This is a genomic window from uncultured Pontibacter sp. (assembly GCF_947499215.1).
GTDB lineage: Bacteria > Bacteroidota > Bacteroidia > Cytophagales > Hymenobacteraceae > Pontibacter.
On the sequence record NZ_CANMNI010000001.1, the window covers coordinates 1303917 to 1327477 of the forward strand.

At 38.7% G+C, this 23561-nt stretch carries 20 protein-coding genes; all 20 read right to left on the minus strand.

Annotation, left to right across the window (positions count from 1 at the left end):
- Positions 1-28: 28 nt before the first annotated feature.
- The 20 genes from Q1A04_RS05695 to Q1A04_RS05790 all read right to left on the minus strand — a co-directional run bounded on the left by Q1A04_RS05695 (position 29) and on the right by Q1A04_RS05790 (position 23559).
- Positions 29-1012, minus strand: coding sequence for a polysaccharide deacetylase family protein (locus Q1A04_RS05695; RefSeq protein ID WP_299702392.1), 984 nt, complete (start codon positions 1010-1012; stop codon positions 29-31).
- 98 nt (positions 1013-1110) lie between these two features.
- Entirely contained in the window at positions 1111-2229 is a 1119-nt protein-coding gene (locus tag Q1A04_RS05700; protein WP_299702394.1) for a hypothetical protein, read from the minus strand.
- 105 nt (positions 2230-2334) lie between these two features.
- Positions 2335-3297, minus strand: a complete 963-nt coding sequence (locus Q1A04_RS05705; protein WP_299702397.1) for a GNAT family N-acetyltransferase — start codon at positions 3295-3297, stop codon at positions 2335-2337.
- A gap of 48 nt (positions 3298-3345) precedes the next feature.
- Positions 3346-4521, minus strand: a complete 1176-nt coding sequence (locus Q1A04_RS05710; RefSeq protein WP_299702400.1) for a glycosyltransferase family 4 protein — start codon at positions 4519-4521, stop codon at positions 3346-3348.
- A gap of 11 nt (positions 4522-4532) precedes the next feature.
- A complete protein-coding gene (locus Q1A04_RS05715; RefSeq protein WP_299702403.1) occupies positions 4533-5627 on the minus strand; it encodes a glycosyltransferase in 1095 nt (364 codons plus the stop codon).
- On the minus strand, positions 5590-6783 hold the full coding sequence (locus Q1A04_RS05720) for a glycosyltransferase family 4 protein (RefSeq protein ID WP_299702406.1): 1194 nt from the start codon (positions 6781-6783) through the stop codon (positions 5590-5592). Before Q1A04_RS05720 ends, Q1A04_RS05715 begins: the two co-directional genes overlap by 38 nt.
- Positions 6784-6894: 111 nt before the next feature.
- Positions 6895-8061: a glycosyltransferase family 4 protein gene (locus Q1A04_RS05725; protein WP_299702408.1), complete on the minus strand. Its 1167-nt coding sequence runs from the start codon at positions 8059-8061 to the stop codon at positions 6895-6897.
- 57 nt (positions 8062-8118) lie between these two features.
- Positions 8119-9498: a hypothetical protein gene (locus Q1A04_RS05730; protein WP_299702411.1), complete on the minus strand. Its 1380-nt coding sequence runs from the start codon at positions 9496-9498 to the stop codon at positions 8119-8121.
- 58 nt (positions 9499-9556) lie between these two features.
- On the minus strand, positions 9557-10360 hold the full coding sequence (locus Q1A04_RS05735; RefSeq protein ID WP_299702413.1) for a hypothetical protein: 804 nt from the start codon (positions 10358-10360) through the stop codon (positions 9557-9559).
- Between the two features lie 4 nt (positions 10361-10364).
- Positions 10365-12161 (minus strand): ABC transporter ATP-binding protein, encoded by a 1797-nt coding sequence (locus Q1A04_RS05740; RefSeq protein ID WP_299702415.1) that lies wholly within the window; start codon positions 12159-12161, stop codon positions 10365-10367.
- A gap of 62 nt (positions 12162-12223) precedes the next feature.
- Complete coding sequence (locus tag Q1A04_RS05745; protein ID WP_299702417.1) at positions 12224-13252, minus strand: nucleotidyltransferase family protein; 1029 nt, start codon at positions 13250-13252, stop codon at positions 12224-12226.
- Between the two features lie 2 nt (positions 13253-13254).
- Entirely contained in the window at positions 13255-13929 is a 675-nt protein-coding gene (locus Q1A04_RS05750; RefSeq protein WP_299702419.1) for an acylneuraminate cytidylyltransferase family protein, read from the minus strand.
- A gap of 3 nt (positions 13930-13932) precedes the next feature.
- Complete coding sequence (locus tag Q1A04_RS05755; RefSeq protein ID WP_299702421.1) at positions 13933-14988, minus strand: N-acetylneuraminate synthase family protein; 1056 nt, start codon at positions 14986-14988, stop codon at positions 13933-13935.
- Entirely contained in the window at positions 14985-15845 is an 861-nt protein-coding gene (locus Q1A04_RS05760) for a hypothetical protein (RefSeq protein WP_299702423.1), read from the minus strand. Before Q1A04_RS05760 ends, Q1A04_RS05755 begins: the two co-directional genes overlap by 4 nt.
- A 29-nt stretch (positions 15846-15874) precedes the next feature.
- The gene (locus Q1A04_RS05765) at positions 15875-16516 is read right to left on the minus strand and encodes an acetyltransferase (protein ID WP_299702425.1); all 642 of its coding nucleotides are present in this window, start codon (positions 16514-16516) and stop codon (positions 15875-15877) included.
- Positions 16517-16521: 5 nt separating this feature from the next.
- On the minus strand, positions 16522-17679 hold the full coding sequence (locus Q1A04_RS05770) for a LegC family aminotransferase (protein ID WP_299702428.1): 1158 nt from the start codon (positions 17677-17679) through the stop codon (positions 16522-16524).
- A 38-nt stretch (positions 17680-17717) separates the two neighbouring features.
- Positions 17718-18719, minus strand: a complete 1002-nt coding sequence (locus Q1A04_RS05775; protein WP_299702431.1) for an NAD-dependent 4,6-dehydratase LegB — start codon at positions 18717-18719, stop codon at positions 17718-17720.
- 32 nt (positions 18720-18751) lie between these two features.
- On the minus strand, positions 18752-19750 hold the full coding sequence (locus tag Q1A04_RS05780) for an SDR family oxidoreductase (protein WP_299702433.1): 999 nt from the start codon (positions 19748-19750) through the stop codon (positions 18752-18754).
- Positions 19751-19847: 97 nt separating this feature from the next.
- Complete coding sequence (gene tviB, locus Q1A04_RS05785; RefSeq protein WP_299702436.1) at positions 19848-21155, minus strand: Vi polysaccharide biosynthesis UDP-N-acetylglucosamine C-6 dehydrogenase TviB; 1308 nt, start codon at positions 21153-21155, stop codon at positions 19848-19850.
- 49 nt (positions 21156-21204) lie between these two features.
- Positions 21205-23559, minus strand: coding sequence for a tyrosine-protein kinase (locus tag Q1A04_RS05790; RefSeq protein ID WP_299702438.1), 2355 nt, complete (start codon positions 23557-23559; stop codon positions 21205-21207).
- Positions 23560-23561: the final 2 nt, after the last annotated feature.

The window sequence follows — 23561 nt, forward strand, 5'->3', positions numbered from 1 at the left end:
TGTTTTCAGTTGCAAAGGTAAGGTTATTTTACAACCCTGACATATACTCATAAATCTCCAACATACTCATACTTTGCATGCCGTAACCTTTTTGCAGCTGTTTAAAATGCTCGACAATAACTTTTAGATCTGACATACTTCGCTCAGGATAAGTACCGAAATTGTGGGGATGCCACCACAGATGGTAGCATTCTTTGCGCTTAGCCGCCTCAGTCATTTCACTCAGAATACGATTCAGGCGAAATTTGTTCAGAATGTCTTTACTTCCGTGTACTGGCCTGAGTAACCTGCTAGCAGGTATAGACAGCGGCAAGCCATCTTCTAGCTTCAGCGATGAGAATGGGAAAGAAGTCCGTTGGGATAGCGGGATATAAGCGTCTCCTGTACGTAAAATTTTATTAATCAGCTTATCTTCAACAGTCTGTGCCCAGAACCAATCTTTAGGATTGGAACGCACTGTTTTAATACCTTCCTCCCGACACACTTTCAGATAAGATTGGTTGTATTGATTACGTGGAAATACCAGCGATTGTAGCGCCATCCCTTGACGGGCTGCTATATCTTGTGCAGCCTGCAAATCCTTACGAAACTGCTCGACCGTCTGTCCGGATTCTTGGCAATAATAATGCGCAAAGGTATGAGTTGCCATTTCTTGGTAGGGCGTTCGATGGATCTGTTTTACCAATTCAGGCGCGAAAAAGCAACTGTTCAATCTTCCGTTACGTCCAAACTCACTCTTCAGGCGGTAAGCTGACAGTTGACCATTATGGTAAGATGGCATCTCAATTGGCACAGCAGCTGACCAGTCCTGCCAGTCTTTGGCGAAGAGCATACCTACGGTAGCCCAAGTTACATGTAACTGCTGCGTCTCAAACAGATCCAGCATATGGGGAATCACTTGGCGGGTGTTGGCAAAGTATTCTACCCGATCGGCCAAGGGCACCTTATCGAATATGCCCCAGTATAGTTCAAAGTCGAGAGAGATGGTGAAGACAGGTATGTTATTAGGCATTATTTATAGTTCAGAGCTCCCTTCTTGAGAGGGGCAGGGATGTGTTATTTTTTGAGAGCGACATTTAGTGGTGGAAAAAGGATACTCCGCTTCTGCCTTTAGGAGGAGCTTTGGGAGGTCAACACAAGTTGCCCCTGCTCCTCAAACTTCTTTTTTTTAAGCTGAATCAAATTTAACCTCTTTTGCTTTTTATACTCTAAGAATGAGATGATCACAAAAAACAAGAAATACATTACCATGCTCTTTTGCCGCATGGCTATACCCAAGTTGGACATAACAAATGACAAGGCAATAGAAGAAGTAATAAAAATTACTAAGCTCATCTTCACAAGCGAAGTAGACTTTTTTAGAAACGGAATGAAGTCTTTATCTATCAGTTTCCAAGCAAGAATCACATAGAGTAAGTTCTCGAACGAAACAAATATCCCCAAAGCTCCGGGGGCATCCACAAATAATGGTCTAAACCAAAAAGTAAATAGTTTGAGCGGTAAGGGATAACTAGTAATATCAACACCTGAACCTGCACTACTTAAGCGACCTGCTTGTACCTGCGAGAAATCTTGAAAACTGCCTACTACATCATCTTCATTGATATTGGCCATAGCCAATATCTGATCTGACATGACAAAAATGCCTCCAGCAAAAGCAACATAAACTAATATTTTCTGGTAAAGAGGCACTTTCTCCCTTCCTGTAAAATAACCTAATATCGCCCCCAATCCTAAAAACATAAACATGTGGGGGCGGATCATGTAAACCACAACGGAACCTAAGGACAAAGCCAAAAGTCGCTTCTGTGGAAAACGCATGGCATAAGCAAAAAGTCCTAAACCCATAAAGATGATAGAGCCTTTACCTAGTGAGGCAGTCCAAAAGTGCATATTCGGCAGGAATAAAAGGATTAGCAGCAAATCGTAGCCCCATAATTGCAGCTTGAGTTTTACATTTTCACGAAAGAAAATATAGAAATGAATGAAACCAATGTACCCAAACCATGCAAATATGAGCATAGCCACTTCATAGCTGAAACCGAAGGTGTTAGTGAATGGGTATGCTACAAACTCAATGAATTTAGTTCCTGTTACCAGCAGGTCTGACCAACTCCCATCGTAATTAGCTGATTTCTCAAAATAATTTTTGGAGTCGGAACGGTTAAAAACGGTATAGATATAATATACCCCCCAAAAAAGCAGATGGTAGAAATATAACTTATTCATCAGAGGAATGGAGAAGAAAAAGAACTTCTTCCGATAGCTCTTTAGAATCGGCTGATTAATAACATAGAATAAAAAGATAAGTAAGATCGCGCCTATCATCCGAATTTAAAACAGCTCCATATCCCCTAAGACATAGCCCCAGTTCTCCTGCCTGCCAAGCTCATTAAATATCTCATTCTGCAAACTAACATTGCGCAGGGTGACGATAGGACCTTTATCCATAACCGGCAACAGGCCCATACTAGGGTAAACACCGTTTGTCAGCTCAAAGTGCCTTCCCGAAGCAGAAGTCAAGAAACAGGCATTGCTGATCTGCTTAAATGAAGCTGCTAAAACTCTATTTGCTTTTTTATCAAAGGCTTTCGCATCAGTCAACAAGTCTACTACTCGCATCTCTTGTCCAAAGCTGTAGAACTTAATGCGATAGAACAAGACATAGGATTTATAATCGGAAAGGAAATTGTAATCAAACAGCGGGTTATCTTGGTAGCGCCACTGGATGTAGGCCGGGCTTAGAAATGTCTGCACTCGGTCAGTTGTAGCAATCGGGTTGGAGAGCTTTGGTAGGAGTCCTGTCAGCTTTTGCCAGTCCTGCACAGGAGCCTTCGGCACCGCTTGCCGCTTGTAAGCAAATGGATTTACTTTAAGCTTCAGAGCCATTCTCCCCATTTCTAACCAACCCATTTTTAGATAGCCGGGTTTGCTGCTTTCGTTCGGGGTATTATAAACCAAGTGTATACCTGCCGCTTTGGCGTCTTCCAGTCCCTGCAGGGTCAACTTCTTGAAAATGCCCTTACCTTGATAGTCCGGGTGCGTGGCTGTATCCACCGCACGTATCGCCTGCAGCACCTGTCCTTTATATTGCCACTGCCAGCGCAAAAAAGCTCTCACCCCTACTACATGCCCGTCTGCTTCAGCTACCAGCACTGGTGATTCTCCATGTGGGTTCTGCACATGTTTCCAGTTCCATAAAGCCTCTGACTTCTGTATTAGCCCTTCTCCTAGGGAAGACTTAAGTAATTCTACAATAGCTGGTATATCCTCGTTTGTTCCTTTTCGTATTTGCATGTTTCCACTCCCAGCTCCCTCCCCTAAAAACAGGAGAGGGAGTTGGGATTATTTTTTTAGATACAAATATAACTCCTCTAACTGTTTCGCCATTTTATTTATGCTAAAATCAGCTTGTACCCGGCCGCGTGCCCCAGCTGCTAGGGCTATACGTTGCTCAGTATTTTGCAATAGCTGAATGCTATAATCTACTAGTTTCATATAATCATCCACTTCACAAAGCAGTCCACTCTTACCTTCATCTACCACTTCCCCTACCCCACCAGCTTTGGTGCTGATCACAGCGCAGGAGCAACTCATGGCTTCTAGTAATGCTATGGGAAGGCCTTCGAAGATAGAAGACATCATGTAGATGTCCATGGCACTGAAGTAGGGCTTTACATCGGTTTTTAGCCCCGGCATATGCAGACGATCTTCCAAACCCAGTGACTTTTTTTTCGCCATCAACTCTTCCTTGAGGGGGCCATCTCCAACAATAATGAAATGCGCTTCTGGTACCTTTTTTAGAATTGCTGCAGCAATCTCCATCCATACATCTAGGCGTTTCTGAAAGCGAAAAACGGATACCGTCCCAATCACAGGAGCATTTTCCGGTATATCTAGTTCCTGCCGTATCTGAAGGCCTGCCTGCTCATCCCGTACAAAATGCGCCGTATTCACACCATTCAGAATGTTTAGCAGGTATGGCTTTTTCGCTTTACCATTTACTCCGGGTCCTTTCGTAGCCGGCAATTCAAGTTCACGGAAATTAAGTCCGGCATTCTTGCGTATAGACTGCTGCACATCATCCGACACTGCCACAGCGGCATCCTGCAAGCCAAAACTGAGTTTGTTCAGCCAGTACGTGATCTTATTATATCGCTCCCACTTATTGTGCTCAGTATAAACAACCGGCACACCTGTTTTCTTACCCACAATCCTCGCAACTACACCAGCCCAAGGCAAGTGGCTATGGATCACATCAATCTGATGCTCCTGTACATAATGACTGATCTCACTTACCCGCTGAAACATCTGCAGGTTATTATTAGCCTTGAAGCAGATTGTATTAGCACCCAATGCTTCAATGGCAGAAACCATCTGGTCTTTCCACGGGAGAAAATAAGCAAAATGAAAATCAAATTGATCTCGATCGTGTACCTTCAGGGTTTCCGGCAATAGCATTTCAGCTCCACCTCGGCCGAGTGATTTGATTAGGTGCAATACTGTTACTTTAGTTGACAAAATTTAAGTCCTTAATTTTTATTTAATAACTGTTTATAAAGAAAAGCAAACTTTGTCGCAATATGAACATTCATATACTCACCTTTTACCAACTTCTCTGCCTTCTGAATTATTTTATATTTATCTGCTTCTTTCATCAGAATAATATCTTCAAGAGCTTTTGCAAAACCTTTTTCATCACCTGGTTCAATCAGCCATCCTGTTTCATTTGATTTTACTATTTCTCTAATTCCGCCAACATTATATGCAACCACTGGCGTTTCATATAGCATTGCTTCTAAAATAACTCCTGGCAGGCCCTCTATTATACTTGGTAGTACCAATACCTGCGCATTTGCTATATAATCCAGTGGATTATTTACAAAACCAGTAAAATGGACGTTATTCTGTAACCCCATGTCCTTAACCTGATTTTCAATGCTCATTCTAAGGGGGCCATCCCCCACAAGCCACAAGTGGACATGTTCTTGAGTTGCCAACAGAGCGGAGAATATGTGCAGTAGCCTTGTATGGTTCTTCTCGAAAGAAAAGCCTCCAACATGCACCAGCTTCACTTGATCCTTATGATTAACAGGAAATGGATTCTCAACTCGAATCTTCTCTTCTAAACCTATTGGAATAGTATATGTCCTTGATTTTAATCCTGGATAGAGCAATAGCAAGTCATTTCTAGAATATTCACTTACAGAAGCAATGGCATCCGTTTGCTTATATAGAAATTCATTATACAGCTTTTGGAGTGGGTTCTTAATATATGAACTTAATGTACTAGCATTCCGAAATACTATCGGTTGCTTCCATTTGAAAAACAACTTAGAAAACACGGCGTATTTTAGTGTGTCACCAGCATTCGCCTGAATAACATCTGGTTTTAGTTCTTTTATGATAGTTGCCAATTTCGCCCAACCATCTTTGTCCCAAAATCGGGCTTTAGAATTTGCATTTAACAGCTGACACTTGCTAATAAATCTGCTTGAATCAGGACTATCAAAAAGTGCCAGAATATGAGAGGAATGTTGTAAATTTTCCAAATTGCTAGATAATTGGGCGGTAAACACTTCAGCCCCTCTAGGCTGTGGCTTTTGAATTAACTGTAAAATCTTCAATTGGATGTATCTTTTGTATCGCCCCTATTACTCTTTCAACATTTTCTCTCCATGTAAAATTAGCTTTTACATATTCATTTCCATTCTTTGCAATAGAATAAGCCAACTCAGAATGATTTAATAATAGCGATATCTTCTCTTCAATATCTGATACAGTAGGAGCAGTAAGTAACAAATGCTTTCTATCTTCAAATATCTCTCTTACAGCAGGAATGTCGGGTCCAATAACAGGAAGTTGTAATGCTAAATATTCAAAAATTTTGAGTGGACTCATATAATCGTTAGCAGCATGATGTACAGCGACATCGAAGGCTTTGAGATATTTATGAACATCCTTATGCTCCACTTGTCCTGTAAAATAAAATTTATCAGAAAGCCCTTTGTTCCCCACATAGCTTTCAATCTCTTCAAGTGCAGGTCCACCTCCTACGACTAGAGCGACAACATTCTTATGAACTTTAGAAACCTTGGCATATGCATCAATAAATAAATGCATTTTTTTATGTAAATCTAAAGTCCCTAGATAACCAATTACTTTCATGTCTTTTGCAATACCTAAAGCTTCTTTATTTGATTTATCATTCTCCACTTTTACAAATAAAGTATCATCGAACCCGTTATGGTTTACTAAATCTCTAGAATAATTTATCATATCTCCCATGACACGATCTCGTAGAAAAGATGACACAAAAAAATTCAAATCACATAATGAGAATGCCTCTTTTTCTTTATTTTGAAAGTAAGACTTAAATACTATATTTTTAAATGATTCATCAAAGGATGAGCCATTCACTTCTGTTACCAGTATCAAGTTTGGATACTTAAGTTTAACATGCTTGAGTTGGAAAAAATTATTATCCATTCGAACAACGAGCACATTTGGTTTATATTGATCAATTGCTGAGTATAAACTCTGAATGTTTAATTTATTTCTTTTATATAATCTAAAAGGGAGCAGAAGTTTGGAACTTAACAACTTATTTTTAAAGACCGAAGAATTATTTTTGACTTGAAGTATAGGAGACCTATGGCTTGGGAAAATATTTACTTCAGATACCGCAGCATTTTCTTTTGCAAATTTCACAAAAGCTTTCGAATGATTACTACCTCCATGAGAAGCGGTATATGCGGTAGAATAGTATAGAATTTTTAACATTTTTTTTCAATATAGACACTAATGGAATAGCCCTTCACTATAAGGGTATTTATAACTAAATAATCTGACAGTAAATGCTAATAAGCTTGAAGTTACTGTAATTGTAAATAGTTATTTCTGTATTAGCGGGTTACATAAAGCTTCAAAATAAATTTCTTTAAGTTTATCAGAGAAAATGCTTTCAGAGTGGTTTATCTCAATATTTAAAATACTCATCTTAGCTTTTTCGAGTAACGATGTCCGATTGTGAAAAATATTTTTAATGACTTTGTATAAGCCATCATCTATAGTATCACTCATTGCTTGTCTTTCATCATTAGTTAGATAAATCCCTTCTCCTAGCACATTTTTAGGTACGCTTATCACCCAGCCTCTCTCATCATTATTAATTTCGGGTAAAGCCCTCACATCTGTTGTAATAACTGGGCATCCGCAAGACTGAAACTCAAGTACTGAATAACCAAAAGTATCAGCCCAAGTAGGTAGTAACCCAATATGGCTTCTCTTCATTATCTCAATAACTTCATTATTTGGCAAACTTGAATAAAACTCAACCCAATCTTTATTATCTTGAATAATTTCCCGTACACGATTTATATCATCTTCATTTTCTCCTACTACATAATTCGACACATTAAGAGAACTAATAATTATAAGTTTGATAGGGTAATACTTTTTAAGCCTAGTGAAAACTCTTAAAATATTGCACCCGCCTTTTTGTGCAAAATCCCGTCCGATAAATGTAAAAGTTAGTTCTCCATTTAAATTAATATTTTTTTCCTCCCAATTTTTGATGTTAAGGTTTTGAGGAGGAGTGATAACAATCATTTTGGGAATTATAGATTTACTATATATTGGATCAAAAAAAGAAAGGAAATATTTTTGAATATTTAAATTACATTCCGATAAAGAAATTAATTTTCTACAATTTTCTCCAGCAATAGCGTCTAATGCAAATAGGATGTCTTTATCATTTGAAATTTCGGCATAGCTAGGATTCTTGCCATGATGACAGCTTAGAGCCTTCATATATCTTGGTATAATTGTCTCAAAAGTTGAGACCCAAGGTTTGCTTCCAAAGCTTACTTTATTAAAATAATGGAATAAACTAATGTCTTTATATATAACATCTAGCTTTTCTATTATCCTTAAGTACTTTGAAATTTTATTTATATATCTTGCAGAAGGAGTATATGAATATGAAACATTAACTTTATCTATTATATTTCTTCTCTCTGCATAAGTGTTTCCTATATAACCTATTTTAATCTTATCCAATGCTATTAGAATGAAAGGACATTTTATAAATTATTTAAGTAATTCTTTAATGAATATTTAATTAGCTCTATCTATAATTTCGTCTAATAGCTCTTCACTACTTTTATTAAGCAATACTATACCATATTCACTTTTAACAACATCTGGAAAATTCAAAACGCCCAATTCACTTAGAATAATGCTCTTTTTTTTAAGCATAGATGCCTCTAATATGGACCCAGAAAAATTTGAAATATGAATGTATACGTGCGTTAGAATAGCTGGTAATGGCAGAGCGGTTGCCTGTTCTACGTTTACTTTATTATATATTTTATTGTCTCTAAGAAGATTAAGTAATTTTTCTTTCTCTTTATATTGTCTTGGATGTAATCTTAACCACCATATATAATCTTCTGGAGTTTTTATGATTGCATCAATAATATAACTCTCTATTATCTCGTCATCTATTGGCTGTAATGTATATAGGATGATTTTTTGTTTTTCAGATAAGTGTGAAGCATAATATTTCATACAATGCTCTATCCATGGATTACCTACTACTTTTACTTGATGATAATTTTGTGTACTTACCCATTCATTTATGACATCTGCTGAGCCTTGATCCCAACACCAAAATTTTTGAGGAAGTAACTGATATCCATACTTAGGCACAACACTAAACTTAGCATAAGCTACATGTGATTTACCTTGTCCTCCATGCTGAATATCAATACACTCTATACCAACTTCATTTGCAGCTAAACACATCGGGGCTACTAATCTTGAATAGTAACTTAAAACATATACTTTATTAATATTATTTCTTACAAGAATTTTTTTATATATACCTTTTATTATTAAAAGGTATATAATATTCTCCTCTACTTCTCGAAGCGATATTTTCAGCTTACCACCAAATTTTTCAAATAACTCTGATTCAAATTGCTCGAATGAAGGGAACAAATTATAATCTGTCTTATGAAAGTAGAGTTTAATTTTTTTTAACGCATGAGTAAAGTAGGTTATTTTATATATAAACAAAGTTTTATGAGGATAGTCAACCTTTTCCTCATATTTACTAATTGTTGATTCGTATTCTAAAAAAAGAAAGTCCTGCTGATTGTCAATTAAGTCATTAAAATATCTGTTTTTATAAATTCCTTTTTCAAAATGTCTGAAATGAGAAGCACTACAAAACATTTTATCTGCTAAGGATTTCTTTATATAAACATAATATATATAGTATATTAAAGAAATAATAAATTTTCTTAAACTATAAAAGAAATTGGTTTTCTTTTTGGTTTTTAAGGAAGCACTATCTCCATCTAAATTTATAAATAAGAAAAACAATTTAACTCGTATTACAGGCCAAATTATTACTCCATCTATTTTCCAATCATTAACTGGAAATTTCTTTTCTAAATAATTTAGATATTCTATTATTTCTTCTCTGTTCAACTTATATTTTTTAATAGTAAATTAAGTATGTTACTAATTTTAAGCTCTTGATTGTAAGTCAGATAACATCTACTAAGTCAGGATGGATTTCAGCATTATCTAAAGTTACTTTACCTAAATAAAGTTGATCCCTATATTCTTGCCAAAGATTATGTCTTACGAATAAGCGCACAGGAATACTATCTATTCCAGCAATTAGTGCCATTGATAATCTATGATGCCCCCCCACAAATAAAAATTCTCCTCCTCTACCAACATTTACCACTACCTCATCATATTGGTACCAAAATAGCTCTGGGTTCCGAGAAGGAACTACTTTAGCAGGATCTCTATAACTTGAGTTAATTATATCTAATTTAGATTTATACCCATAAGTTTTAATTTCATGGTACAGAAGATCTAGTTTTTCAAATCTTTGAAAAACTAGATCTTCTGTTGTGCATCCATGCCCAGCTCTTTTCCCTTCTCTGATTAATTTTAACCAACCTTTAACTAATGGGGTTTCAGTCCAATCCTTCCTTTCATGAAATCTCATCTTAAGGGACTGGTATATAGTCTCACTTGAGTTATCAGCTTTATAAATTGTATTAAATTTGAATTTAGAATTTGAAAGATCCCAGTCTCCACCAACAATTTTTCCACAGTCAGTGAACATACTTCTCTTACTGATGTAGGAAAACCTATTTAATGTATTGTAAACAATTAATTTAGGATTTATAAAAACTATCTTGAATGGGTCAGGTCTGACTATAAAATTTCCCGATTTTTTCCAATTCTTATAAGCTAATAATCTATAGTATAAAGGGATTCCTCTATACGGTAGAATTTGCAAAATTTTGTTTGGAATATTTCTTAATTTCATTGTACTATATGCCCTGCAATTCAACTATTCTTTTAAAGTTAGGAGAAGCACTACGCAAATCTTCGAAGCTGCCTACGTGTTCTATTCTTCCATTATTCAACATAACAATTCTATCTGCATTTCTTATAGTTGACAATCGGTGTGCTATTATGATGATTGTGAGTTCGCCTTTTAGGGTATCTATATTTTCCTGTATGGCTTTTTCTGTTTCCGAGTCTAATGCAGAAGTAGCTTCATCCATAAATAAGATATCTACTTCCTTATATAATTCACGAGCTATCGATAACCTTTGCTTTTGGCCACCGCTAATGTTAATACCATTGTTTCCCAATAATTCATCTTCTTGATTTGGTTGTGTTTTAACAAATGTGTCTATAGAAGCTCTCTTTAAAGCACTGTAAAATCTAATTAAATTAAAATCATTCTTTTTATCCCAAAAAGTTACATTATTAAAAATTGTATCGTTGAAAATGACAGGCTCTTGTGTAATGTAGCCAGTTCTATTTTGATAAGTGTGCGTATTCAACTCATTGAGGTTATAGTCGTCAATTATTACTTGGCCAGTCGATGGTGTTTGCAAGCCTGATAATAGATTGATTAAAGTAGTTTTTCCTGAACCACTTTCTCCAACTATAGCAACAATTTCATTTTTTGAGATATCTAAGTTTATTTCCTTTAAAATTTGAGTATCATCATATGAATAGGATACTCCTTTCAAACTAATTTTATTAATAAACTTTTGGAATGCAATCTTCCCATGTTTCTCTTTACCGGTTTCAAGTTCTCTTGTGAAGTTTGTCATATTCTCAAGAGAACCAGAATTAGTTAGAAAATCATTCCAATACTTTTGCATTGCCATTACAAAAGTCAATGAGCGATATAAAAATAGAAGGCTTAATATTATCAAGCCAAGATTTTCTGAAAACAGCTCGACTTGTATTAAAATCACTACAACTACCACTAATATAACAAGTGGCTCTCTAACAGCTTGAAGCAGAGAGCTTATAAAGCCCATTTTACGTTGAGAATTTTCAATTTCATTTATATTACTTTTCAGCTTTTTTGCATAATTTGTAATTAAACCAGAAGCTTTCAGGTATTTAAAAAAACCTACTTTTTGTATTAATAGACCTTGAAAAGTATGATTTTGCAATGTCAATTGCTTAGATATTTTCTTAGTTTTACTATATAGTCCTTTAAAGATTAAGTTAGTTATTAATCCCCCAATTGTAACTAATATTGCAAATTCTGGATTAGATAAAAAAGCTAGGAATACATACACAACTACTAATACTCCATATTGGACAGCCGTAAAATATGAATTGTAAGCTTTGCTAACTTTTAAAACTTCTCCACTGAATGTATTTTGGATTTTACCAGAGTCACTTTTGACAAAATTATCATAGCTAAAGTTTGCTAAATTATTAATATTTGAAATTCTAATTTTCTTCATAAAGTACTGTTGATAAAGTACTTTATTATATGATTCAAAGAATTTCATAATACCCTTTATAGAGAAAAAGGTCAGCATCACAATTAAAATGGTCATCAGGCTCAGTTCAATGCCCACAACCTCTAGACCCTTTATCAAAAATGATAAGTGTCCTAATTGCTCTGAGTCTACAGTATTACTACCGTCAACCATTTGGAATAATGGCATAAACATTGCAAGGCCAAATCCGTCAAATACACCTACACTTAAGCTCAAGAATAATGCAATAAAAATTCTGTATCTTAGGTAAGAATAGAAATATGAAAAGTATTGAAAATTTCTTTTAATTAATTGTTTTAATTTATCCACTACCTAAACTCCCTCATATATAGTAATAATCGAAGACAACTCCTAATATTTAAAATGTTTAACTAATACTTGAAATCTTCATTAGCTTTTAAATAGTCTTTCGGTTGACCAATGTCTAACCAATACTCATCCGTATTAAAGACTTTAAGGATACGTTTATTCTGATACATCAGATCATCAAATAGTGTTGGCATATCATAGAAACAACCCTTGGGAATTTGACTAATAATAGAAGCATTAAGCACATACATTCCTGTATTAATGTGATAATTATATTTAGGCTTTTCTTTTAGTGCTACAAGATTATTTTCTCCATCAAATTCTATACAAGCATAAGGCACTTCATAAGTATATCGCTTGATACACATAGTAGCATCAGCCTTATTAATTAGATGATAATTCAAGAAGTCATCAAAATCAATTGCTGCCAGCACATCCCCATTAACAACAAAAAAAGGATGCTCTAGATCAAAATCGATTAAGCTTAAAGCTCCTGCTGTACCGAGCTTTTTTTGTTCCTTAGTATATCTTATATCGACACCAAACCCTCTACCATCACCAAAATATTCTTCTATGATATGAGACTTATAGTTTACACAAAATATAAATTTGTGAAACCCTTGCGATTTATAATGTTCTACTATACCTAGAAGGATAGGTTTACCTCCAACCTTTAACATTGGCTTAGGTGTGTCCCTAGTAAGCTCTCCCAGTCTACGTCCCAAACCACCTGCCATAACAACTACCCAATTAGGTTTCGACTCAACCTCAAAATCATCTAAAACAACTACCTCTTTAAGTTTACCTGCTTCATCAACAAGTGGCATGTGCCGTCTGTGTAGCTTCCTTAATTGTTGCTTAACTACTATATGAGGTGTCAAATAAGAAAATGTAACAGGTTTCTTATTGATTACACTATTTACATCAAACTTTCTGTTAAGTATAGCTCGCCGCAAGTCTCCATCAGTTATAATACCAATAAGAGTATCATCAACATCAACTACGGGCAAAAACCCATTACCATTTTGATCAAGTAACTTAATAGCATCCTCTAAGCTTGTGTCCTGCTGCAAGACAAGTTTGTTCTTCATCCTTAAGCTTTTTTCATTAAATATTCAGTGTACTCAAAATCATCAATTGTATCTATATCTACTGAACGGACTCTGGGCATTATGTATGCATAAGACTTTTCAGAAAAGTATCTACGCTCTTGCAAAAGAGACTTTCTAAAAATATAAATTGCTCCGTTAGGATAATAAGTTGGTTTTAATTCCTGTCTATTCTTAAGTAGATCATCAAACAGGTTAACAAATCTTAAATTTTCGTCAACCTGCTTATGCCAATAAATCGGGTGGTGCTCTTGCGTATAACTTATAACAGAATCGGCTTTCTTTTCGAAAAAAAGTTCTGCAGCAGCATCAATATCATTACTGTTCCGCAGAGGACAGGTGGGTAGCAAAACCATAATATTTTCAAGCTCAACGCTACTCTCTTCCTGAAGCCTATTAATTGTATATAAATAAGTATCTATAGCTATTGACTCATCTGTTGCTAGACTGCTTGGCCGAAGAAAAGGGATGCTCGCACCATATTGCTTTGCTATAGCTGCTATTTCCTCACTATCTGTTGAGACTATTACATCATTTACTGACTCTGCCTTTAGCGCAGCTTCTATGGTATAAGCAATTAAGGGTTTACTCAAAAGAGGCTTAATGTTCTTATTTGGGAGACCTTTTGAGCCTCCTCTTGCAGGAATTATAGCAATCATGATTTATATAATGTTCTCCCAAGTCAGCAGTGTATCTTCTGCTACATCCTTCTTTAATGTTCTCCCAACCAATTGGTTCAACAGGTCGGGAGATATACCTGTTCCAGGCCTTTTACTTGTTAGGTCATCTATTGTAAGAATATGCCCTGCTTTAAGCTCTTTTATAGTAACAATACTTCTTCTGAATTTAAGTTTTTTCTCTTGTTCAGCCTTAGATACTACTCTTGTATAAGATCCTAAAGATTTAGCTATGTTCTTTGATTCTTGGCAAATTACAGTCATTTCAGCAGGGTCAGCAGAAATTTCATGATCCCAACCAGGAAGATCTTTATCAGTTGTAAAATGTTTCTCGATTATACATGCACCCAGTGCCACACTTGCTAGCGGAATTGAGAACCCGATAGTGTGATCTGAGAATCCAACCGGAACACCAAATGTATTTTGCATCATAGTGATGTTGTTTAGGTGTATGTCTTCATAAAGTGGAGGATAAATAGAAATACAGTGTAGTAAAGAAACTTCATAACACCCTTTTTTATAAAGTGTGTTGAGCGCGTTCTCTATCTCGGCAAGCGTGGCCATTCCTGTAGAAACAATAACTGGCTTATTTTTCTGTGCTACATAAGACAGCAATTGAGGATTATTTATGTCCATAGAAGCTATCTTATAGAATGGAACATCTAATTCTTCAAGCAAATCAGTTTCTTCTTTAGAAAAGGGAGTAGAGCAGAAGTCTACACCTTTATCTGTACAGTATTGGTTCAGCTCAAAATGTTGTTCTGTCGTGAGGTAGTATTTTTCTACCATTTCTTTTAGAGAACCAAAATGCTTCTTAGGAGAATCATTATATTTTTGATTTTTATTATACTCCTCTTTTGAGACCAATGAAGTAGGAGTCCAAGATTGAAACTTTACAGCGTCCACGCCACATTGTATCGCAGAATCAATCATTGTTTTAGCTAACTCCATGTCACCATTATGGTTCGCTCCAATCTCAGCAATTATATATGGTTCACAGTAATTGTAAATTTCTTTATCTTTAATCTTAAAGCTTTTCATATAATATTATTTGTTTCTTCCCACCAAAAATAGTTTAATTTTTTCTCCTTAAGCTCTTCTAGCACTTCTTGTACCCTTTTAGTCTCTTTCACCAGATCCTTCCTAAGAAAGTGAAGCGACTCTAATTCTTTATTAAGTTTATACCCAACTTTTACTAACTCAGAATAATGCTGTATTTTACAATTTATTGTTTTTATTAGTCTATCCTCGTTAACAGCTTTTAAGCCAATAATATTGCTCTCGTGCTGCCTGTATCCAATAGAACAGGAGGAACTAAATAATGCTTCTCTTCCTTCATCTAGAAATCGAAAGAAAAAGAACCAATCAGGCGCTACTAAATTAGGATGATTATCAAGTTTAGGTAACTCATTATCCAATCTAATACCAGTATTTCCGAAACCTACAATATTCTTATCTAAAAGAAATGTTTGATCAAAAACGTGTCTACTCCCTAACCGACTCCTCCAGTACCCTTTTTCTAAAAGATTACCTTCTACGTCAGTAATATCTAAATCATTACATACGATTGGGAAAACATCTAACTCATTTGTCAGTACTTCAACTCTGTTATGGCTCAAGACATCGTCTGTATCTGAAAATATTAGCTTTTTGTACCCTTTTTTAGCAATTTCATTTATAGCCTTTACTCTAATTTCAAATGGGTTGCCATCTATATTAAGTACTTCTTTTACTAAATACTTCTGCTCTCCTAACACATCAGTTAAAGAAGCCACCCCATCATTTATTAAAATTAAATCAAAACTTTTTTCTGATTGACTTGCTACTGAAAATAGAAAGTCTTTAAGAAATGGAATGTTACTTGGAAAGATAACGGCTACAAGTGCAGTATCAACCATTTTTTGCTGATATTAAATTATATATCTTACTAAAGTTGTTTAAGCACTTTCGCAGGAATACCTACAGCTAATGCATTTGACAGCAAATCCTTTGTTAATACAGCTCCTGCTCCTAGAATGCTATTGTCTCCTATATTTAAATACTGTAATACAGTAGAATTAACACCTAATAAATTTCTATCCCCAATTATGACACCACCACTAATATTAACCCCTGGATTAATTACATTAAAGTTTCCAATTACAGAATCATGACCTACAGTTGAACTTAGATTAAAAATATTGTATGACCCTATCTTTATATCTACAGTAAACACACACCCTGCAGTTATAATATTTCCATTTCCTATTTTTATGGACTTACTACTGCCTGTGAAAGTGGGATGTATTAAATTAGGAAAGTTAAAACCATTATACTTATCAATGATTTCACTGTTCTTCTTAGGGTCACCAATACCGAGGAATAATGCTATATCTTCACTAACGGGGTTATTATCTCTGAGAAATTCAGATTCGTCTAAAACTGGCCATTCTTGACCATCAGCAAATATATTCTTCAACTGAGGCTCATAATCAATAAAGCCTTTAAAATCATATATACCATGTATATCGAATAATAGCCTCAAAACTTCTTTTGCGAACCCGCCTGATCCAATTATATATGCTTTCATAATTTTTATAACCTAACGCTACTCGGAATATTAACTAACCTTTCCTCAATCCACTTGCTTACAGTTAAATCATCATGTAGGCAATCTTGGAACATCGGCAGCTTATGCATCAACGACCATGCTGGGCGAGACATCACTCCATTACTGTTCACTTCCGTCAAAAATGAATCACGTGCTTCTCTGTCTTTCAGTAGAATTGAATTTAACCAATAGTTGGCCTTCGCATCTGATTTTTCTGTTACAAATTCTATTCCTTCTACCTCCTCAAAGAAATTTTTATAATTTTCAGCTAACTCCCGCTTATTTTCTACGAAAGCATCCAACTGCTCCAGTTGGGCGCAAGCCAGTGCCGCATTTAGATTAGGCATGCGATAATTGTAGCCAATATGATCGTGATTAAACTCCCAAGCATGCGGCATTTTCGCCTGTGTGGTTAGGTGCTTAGCAAATTTAGCTATACTTTCATCGTTGGTTACGATGGCACCACCACCACCACAGGTCACCGTCTTATTGCCGTTGAAACTGAAAGTACCCAACAAACCGAAGTTGCCTGTATGCATACCTTTATAATAGCTGCCCAAAGACTCTGCTGCATCCTCCACTAAAGGAATATTCCACTTAGCACAAATCTCTGCTATTTGCTCTATCTCACATGGAAACCCAAAAGTATGCATGGGTACACAAGCGGCAATCCGGTTTCCTGTTTTGCTGTTTATAGTTACCCCATCTTCTTGCTTCCCGTATTGCTGTAAAAAGCTTTCCAGTTTATCAGCTGACAAGCCCAGTGTCTTTCTATCTATATCCAGAAAAACAGGCATAGCTCCTATATAACTGATGGCGTTTGCAGTAGCAATAAAAGTCAAATCCTGAGAAAGCACCTCATCCCCTTGCTTTACACCCGCTACTATAAGTGCCATATGTAAAGCTGCTGTCCCATTTACAGTGGCAATAGCATATTTTGCCCCTGTGATTTCCTGCATCATTTCTTCAAAGCGATTCACATAAGCGCCAATAGAAGAAACGAAAGTGGAGTCAATGGCATCTGCTACATACTTTTTCTCATTCCCAATAAACCTTGGCTCATGTAGTGGGATGAAGTCCTGATTCGGAAATTGAGATTTTATATACTGTATGATGTGGCCATACTTAGAAGGCTGCCCCATAAAGAAAGTTCTTAAGTTTGATTATCTGAAGCAACAGATTAGATATTATAAATGTCAGCTTTGTATTCACGCAGGTTCTCCTTGTTTCTGAACCATTCTATTGTTTCAGTAAGGCCCTCTTCCAAGCTATACTGCATCTCCCATTTCGTATGACTCTTAATTTTGCCATTGGCACCATACAAACGGAATACCTCGCTTTTCTCAGGTCTCAAGCGAACATTATCCTGAATAATTTTGGCATCAGGGTTTATTAGATTGATCAGGCTCTGTGCAAGATCACCAACTGTTATCTCAGACTCTGTTGCAATGTTACAGTCTTCTCCTATCAGGCTATCAGACTTTGCAATCTCGACAAAGCCATTGGCTGTATCTTTTACAAACAGCAAATCGCGTGTAGGCGTCAGATCACCTAGTTTGATCTCGGTCTTACCCTGCAACAACTGTGTAATAATAGTTGGTATAACAGCTCTGGCTGATTGGCGCGGCCCATAAGTATTGAAGGGACGAACGATCGTGAGTGGCAAGTTAAAGCTTCTGTAAAAAGAGTCTGCAATACAGTCTGCACCTATTTTTGAAGCTGAATAGGGCGACTGCGGTTGTCTTGGATGCTTTTCATCAATTGGAATATACTGGGCAGTACCATATACTTCTGAAGTAGAGGTTACAAGTACTCTCTCAATCCCCAAATCCTTCGCAGCCTGCACGATATTCAGTGTGCCCTTCACATTAGTATCAATGTAGCTATCCGGAGAATGGTAGCTAAACGGTATAGCAATTAGTGCCGCTAGATGAAACACTACATCTATATCCTTCATAGCCGTACGCACGCCATTAGGGTCCCTGATATCTCCTGAGAAAATTTCTATCTGTGAGAGCTTCTCCTTCGGGAAGTTATCAAGCCAGCCCCAACTGTTAAATGAATTATAGTATGTAAATGCTCTTACCTGACAGCCCTCATCCAATAAGCGTTCTACCAGATGGCTACCAATGAAACCATCTGCTCCTGTTACTAATACTCTTTTATGTTTTAACTTAGCCATTTACTTTATTGCTTTCCGTTGTGACTTTAAAATTATAAAGTAACCTTATCAGCACTCCTTTTATACCAATTATAAGCTATTCCTAAACCTACAAGTACTGAAAAAGCTGGGGCATACCCTATTAGATTATTGGCTTTGCTTATATCTGCCAAACTATGTCGTACATCACCCTTGCGCTCCTCTTTGTATTCAGGACTTAGCGTTATACCTGCGATTTCTGTAATCCTGTTCCACAGTTGGTTCAATGTGGTACGCTCACCAAAGGCAATATTTACTACCTCGTGTTCAGCTATACCTTCAGCCAACATGGCCTTGACATTAGCTTGCACGGCATTTTCCACGAAGGTGAAGTCCCGGCTTGTCTCACCGTCCCCATTAATATAAGGTGTCTTGTTCTCTAGTGCTGCTTCTATAAAAAGCGGTATTACTGCAGCGTAAGGTCCCTTCGGGTTCTGCTTCGGCCCGAAGACGTTGAAGTAGCGCAGACCGACGGTGTGGAAGCCGTAGGTCTTGGAAAAAACGCTCGCGTAGAGCTCGTTCACGTACTTGGTCACGGCGTAGGGAGACAGCGGGCTGCCGATCTGATCCTCTATTTTCGGCAGGCCCGGGTGGTCGCCGTAGGTAGAGGAACTTGCGGCATACACCATTCGCTTAACCCCCGCATCGCGTGCCGCCACCAGCATGTTCAGAAAGCCGCTGATGTTAACGTCATTGCTGGTGATCGGGTCGTTGATGGAGCGGGGAACAGAGCCCAGCGCTGCCTGATGCGAGACATAATCCATTCCCTCCAAGGCTCGCTTGCAGGTATCCAGATCGCGGATGTCGCCCTCCATCAGCTCGAAGGCCGGGTTGGACCTGAACTCCTCGATGTTGGCGTGGGAACCCGTGGAGAAGTTGTCGAGCACGCGCACCTTCCCAGCTCCGTACCTGAGCAGGTACTCGACGATGTTGGAGCCGATGAAGCCCGCCCCGCCCGTGACGAGGAAGGTGCTCTGGCTTAACTCTGCTGTGTGGTATTTGGTTTCGTACATGTATTGCTTTGCTTATCCGGGTCAAACCACCCCTAGTCCCTCTCCCGAAACAAGTACGGGATCTTAGACTTGTCCAAGGAGGGAGATTTTATTTTTATTACAGTCTTGCGTCGGAGAGCTCTTTGGGGAGCACGCCCTTCACGTCGTAGATCACGGCCTTTTCCTTGCAGAGCCTGCTCAGGTCCAGTGTTTTGAACTCGTTGTGGGAGACGGCCATGATGATGGCGTCGCAGTCGCTCACGCCGTTAAGCTCCTTCACCGAGTCCCAGCCGTACTCGTGCTTCACCTCAGCGGGCTCCGCCCACGGGTCGTATATGGTGATGTTGGTGTCGTACTCCCTGAGCGTGCTGAGGATGTCGACCACCTTGGTGTTCCTTACGTCCGGACAGTTCTCCTTAAAAGTAATACCAAGTACAAGGATGTTGGCCCCCTTCACCGGGATGTCCTTCTTAACCATGAGCTTGATCACCTCGTGGGCCACATACTCGCCCATACCGTCGTTGAGCCTGCGGCCGGCGAGGATGATCTCGGGGTGGTAGCCGGCCTCCTGCGCCTTCTGGGCCAGGTAGTAGGGGTCCACGCCGATGCAGTGGCCGCCCACCAGCCCGGGCCTGAACTTGAGGAAGTTCCACTTCGTGCCGGCCGCCTCGAGCACCTCGTCCGTGTCGATGCCCAGCCGGTTGAAGATCTTGGCCAGCTCGTTGACGAAGGCGATGTTGATGTCGCGCTGCGCGTTCTCGATCACCTTGGCCGCCTCGGCCACCTTGATGGAGGCCGCCTTGTGGGTGCCCGCCGTGATCACGGCCCTGTAGAGCCGGTCCACCTGCTCGGCCGCCTCGGGGGTGGAGCCGGAGGTGATCTTGAGGATCTTGGCCACCGTGTGCTCCTTGTCGCCCGGATTGATGCGCTCGGGCGAGTAGCCGGCGAAGAAGTCCTCGTTAAATTTTAAGCCCGACATGCGCTCGAGCACCGGCACGCACTCCTCCTCGGTTACACCCGGGTACACGGTGGACTCGTAGATGACGATGTCGCCGCGCTTGAGCACCTTGCCCACCGTCTCGCTGGCCTTGTAGAGCGGCGTCAGGTCCGGGCGGTTGTTTTTGTCCACCGGCGTGGGCACGGTCACGATGTAGTAGTTGCAGCCGGCGATGTCCCCGAGCCTGTGGGAGCAGTAGAGCCCCTTTTCGAGCGGCGCGTTTACCAGCACGGCCCTCAGATACTCGTCCTCCACCTCCAGCGTGCGGTCGTGCCCCTCGTTGAGCTCCCGCACGCGGCCCTCGTTTATGTCAAATCCAACAGTGGCGTACTTCTTTGCAAACTCAACGGCTAAGGGCAAGCCCACATAGCCTAGGCCTATAACGGCAATCTTTGCATTTTCTATACCTGTAGTATCTGTTCCTGACATGTTATATTTTCTATTTATGTGTTTTATATGTTTTCTGTATTAACGAAGGTTACTTCACCAACTTACGAATTTTACTCCCCAGCCCCTTCGACTCCTCCTCATAATAATTACCGTATCCATAACCGTAGCCATAAGAGTAACCATAACTACTGCTCTTCTTGGCATCGTTCAGCACGATCATTGGGTGCTTGAGTTTACGAGACTTATATAGATCGTCTATGATCTGCAGCTGTTTTTTATGCGTATAATTATAACGTACAATGTATAAGCTAGAATCAATGTAAGGAGCTAGTGCCAAAGTATCCGCAACCTGTCCTACTGGAGAGGAATCCAGAATGATGTAGTCAAAGCTAGCTTTTAATTCATCCAACAGCGTACCAATCTTTGGAAGCAACATTAACTCCGCAGGATTTGGCGGGATAGGGCCAGAACCGATAATGGCAAGCTCTGGCATTTCAGGCGCAAACTGGATCAGGTCTTCAATCTGTACCGTGTCAGATATCAGATAGTTCGTGATACCAATGTTGTTAGGCAGGTTTACTCCTTGAGTTAATTTAGGTTTACGCAGGTCAAAGCCTAATACTACCACGCGTTTTCCTGTCATAACCAAACTGGCCGCTAAGTTAAGGCTAAAGAAGGTTTTACCCTCGCCACTCATACTAGAGGTGATAAGGATTACTTTATTTTCTTTACCTCCGGCAGCAAACTGTAGATTGGCGCGCAAAAGCCTGAAAAGTTCGGCGCTGGAGCTACGGCTATCTTCCGTAATGACCAGCATTTTGCCTGACTCATTATGCCCGATTTCGCCCAGAATTGGGGTAGAAGTTGCTTTCTCCACATCACGCAACTCTTGCACGGTATCATTGAGCATGTCCCGAAGGAAAATGCCTGCAAATGGAATAGCTAATCCTGCTATCAAGGCCATTAAATAAATGTTAGTAGCTAATGGTTCAACTGGGCTCCCTCCAGCGGTGGCTGGATCGATAACGCGAGAGTTAGAAGGGGTAATTGCCTGTGAGAGGGCTGCTTCTTCACGTTTCTGCAAGAGATATAAGTATAATCCTTCTTTTATACCCTGCTGCCGACCGATTACCTGCAAATCACGCTGCATAGAAGGCACTTGACGGACTTGTGACTCGAACTGTCGGGCACTTGCTTGCAAATTACGACGGACGATCAAAAGTCCATTTTTAATATTTTGCAGGTTCTCCAGAATGTTAAGGCGTAAAGTTTCTAATTGTGCATTAACATTTCGTACCAATGGGTTAGTTTCTGTATTAATTCGTAACAAGCGACGGCGCTGATTTTGCAACTCATTAAAGTTCGCAATAAGGCCATTAAGGGTAGGGTCTGCTATATCAAGGCTGGTAGGGACTAGCTCAAACTTATTTTCTTCTTTTTTCAGATAAGCCTCTACCGAGTTAAGAATATCCAATCTGATCTCATTCTGAGTAACTTCCTGATTATACTCATGGGCAGTACTAGAATAAACACCTCCACTGGCAGCCACATCAATCATCTTATTTTCTTGTAGATACTGCACAACCTCTTTCTCTACATCTGATAGTTCTTGAGTCAGATATACCAATCGATCATCGATAAACTGAATCGTCTTTGTAACAGCTTGATTCTTTTCATTAACTGACTCACGGTTGTATACTTCAATCAGTTTATTAAGAATATCTTTTCCTTTAGCTGGCACTGGATCAGTCAAACTGAGTTCCATCACAGTGGCATACTCATTCACGCTTTTAACCACCAAATCTTTGCTATAACGATTGGCCAGTTTGCGCAGGTCATTAAAACGAACCAAAACTCGACGTCCTTTATCATTCGTGATATCTGAGTCTGCAACTACTGTAAAAGCTCCGTACTTCTTCCTGATTTGCTCACCAAACTTATGCATTGACACTTTATCTTCCCCCTCAAATATGCTGAAGGTATTATTGTCTTCTACCTCTACTATGAAACTCCGGCCCAAACCGGCAGAATCAAGATTAGCGATGACTACTTTAATTGGGCTTTTCCCACCGTACAATTCAGGTGACTTAATACGTCCTTCTCCAAAGTAAGAAACTTCCATACCCAATTCAGAAAGTACACGTTCCATAAGGCCTTTAGATTTGATCACCAAAACCTCATTAGAAAATGTTTTATTTGACTTCATCAACGCCATATCAGCGAACATCGCACTGCTCGCCAAGTCGGCTCCGCTTTCGTCCTTTATTAGTATGGTTGCTTTAACACTATAAACAGGAGTGGAATACCGCAAATAGAGATGCGCGGCAGTAAGGGCAAGGGCGACGCCAATCACGAAAAGGTACCAGTAGCGTAGGTATTTCATGATCAAGCCTTTTATATCTAAAGACTCACTGTTGTCTTCCTGAAAATCGAGTTCGGACATTT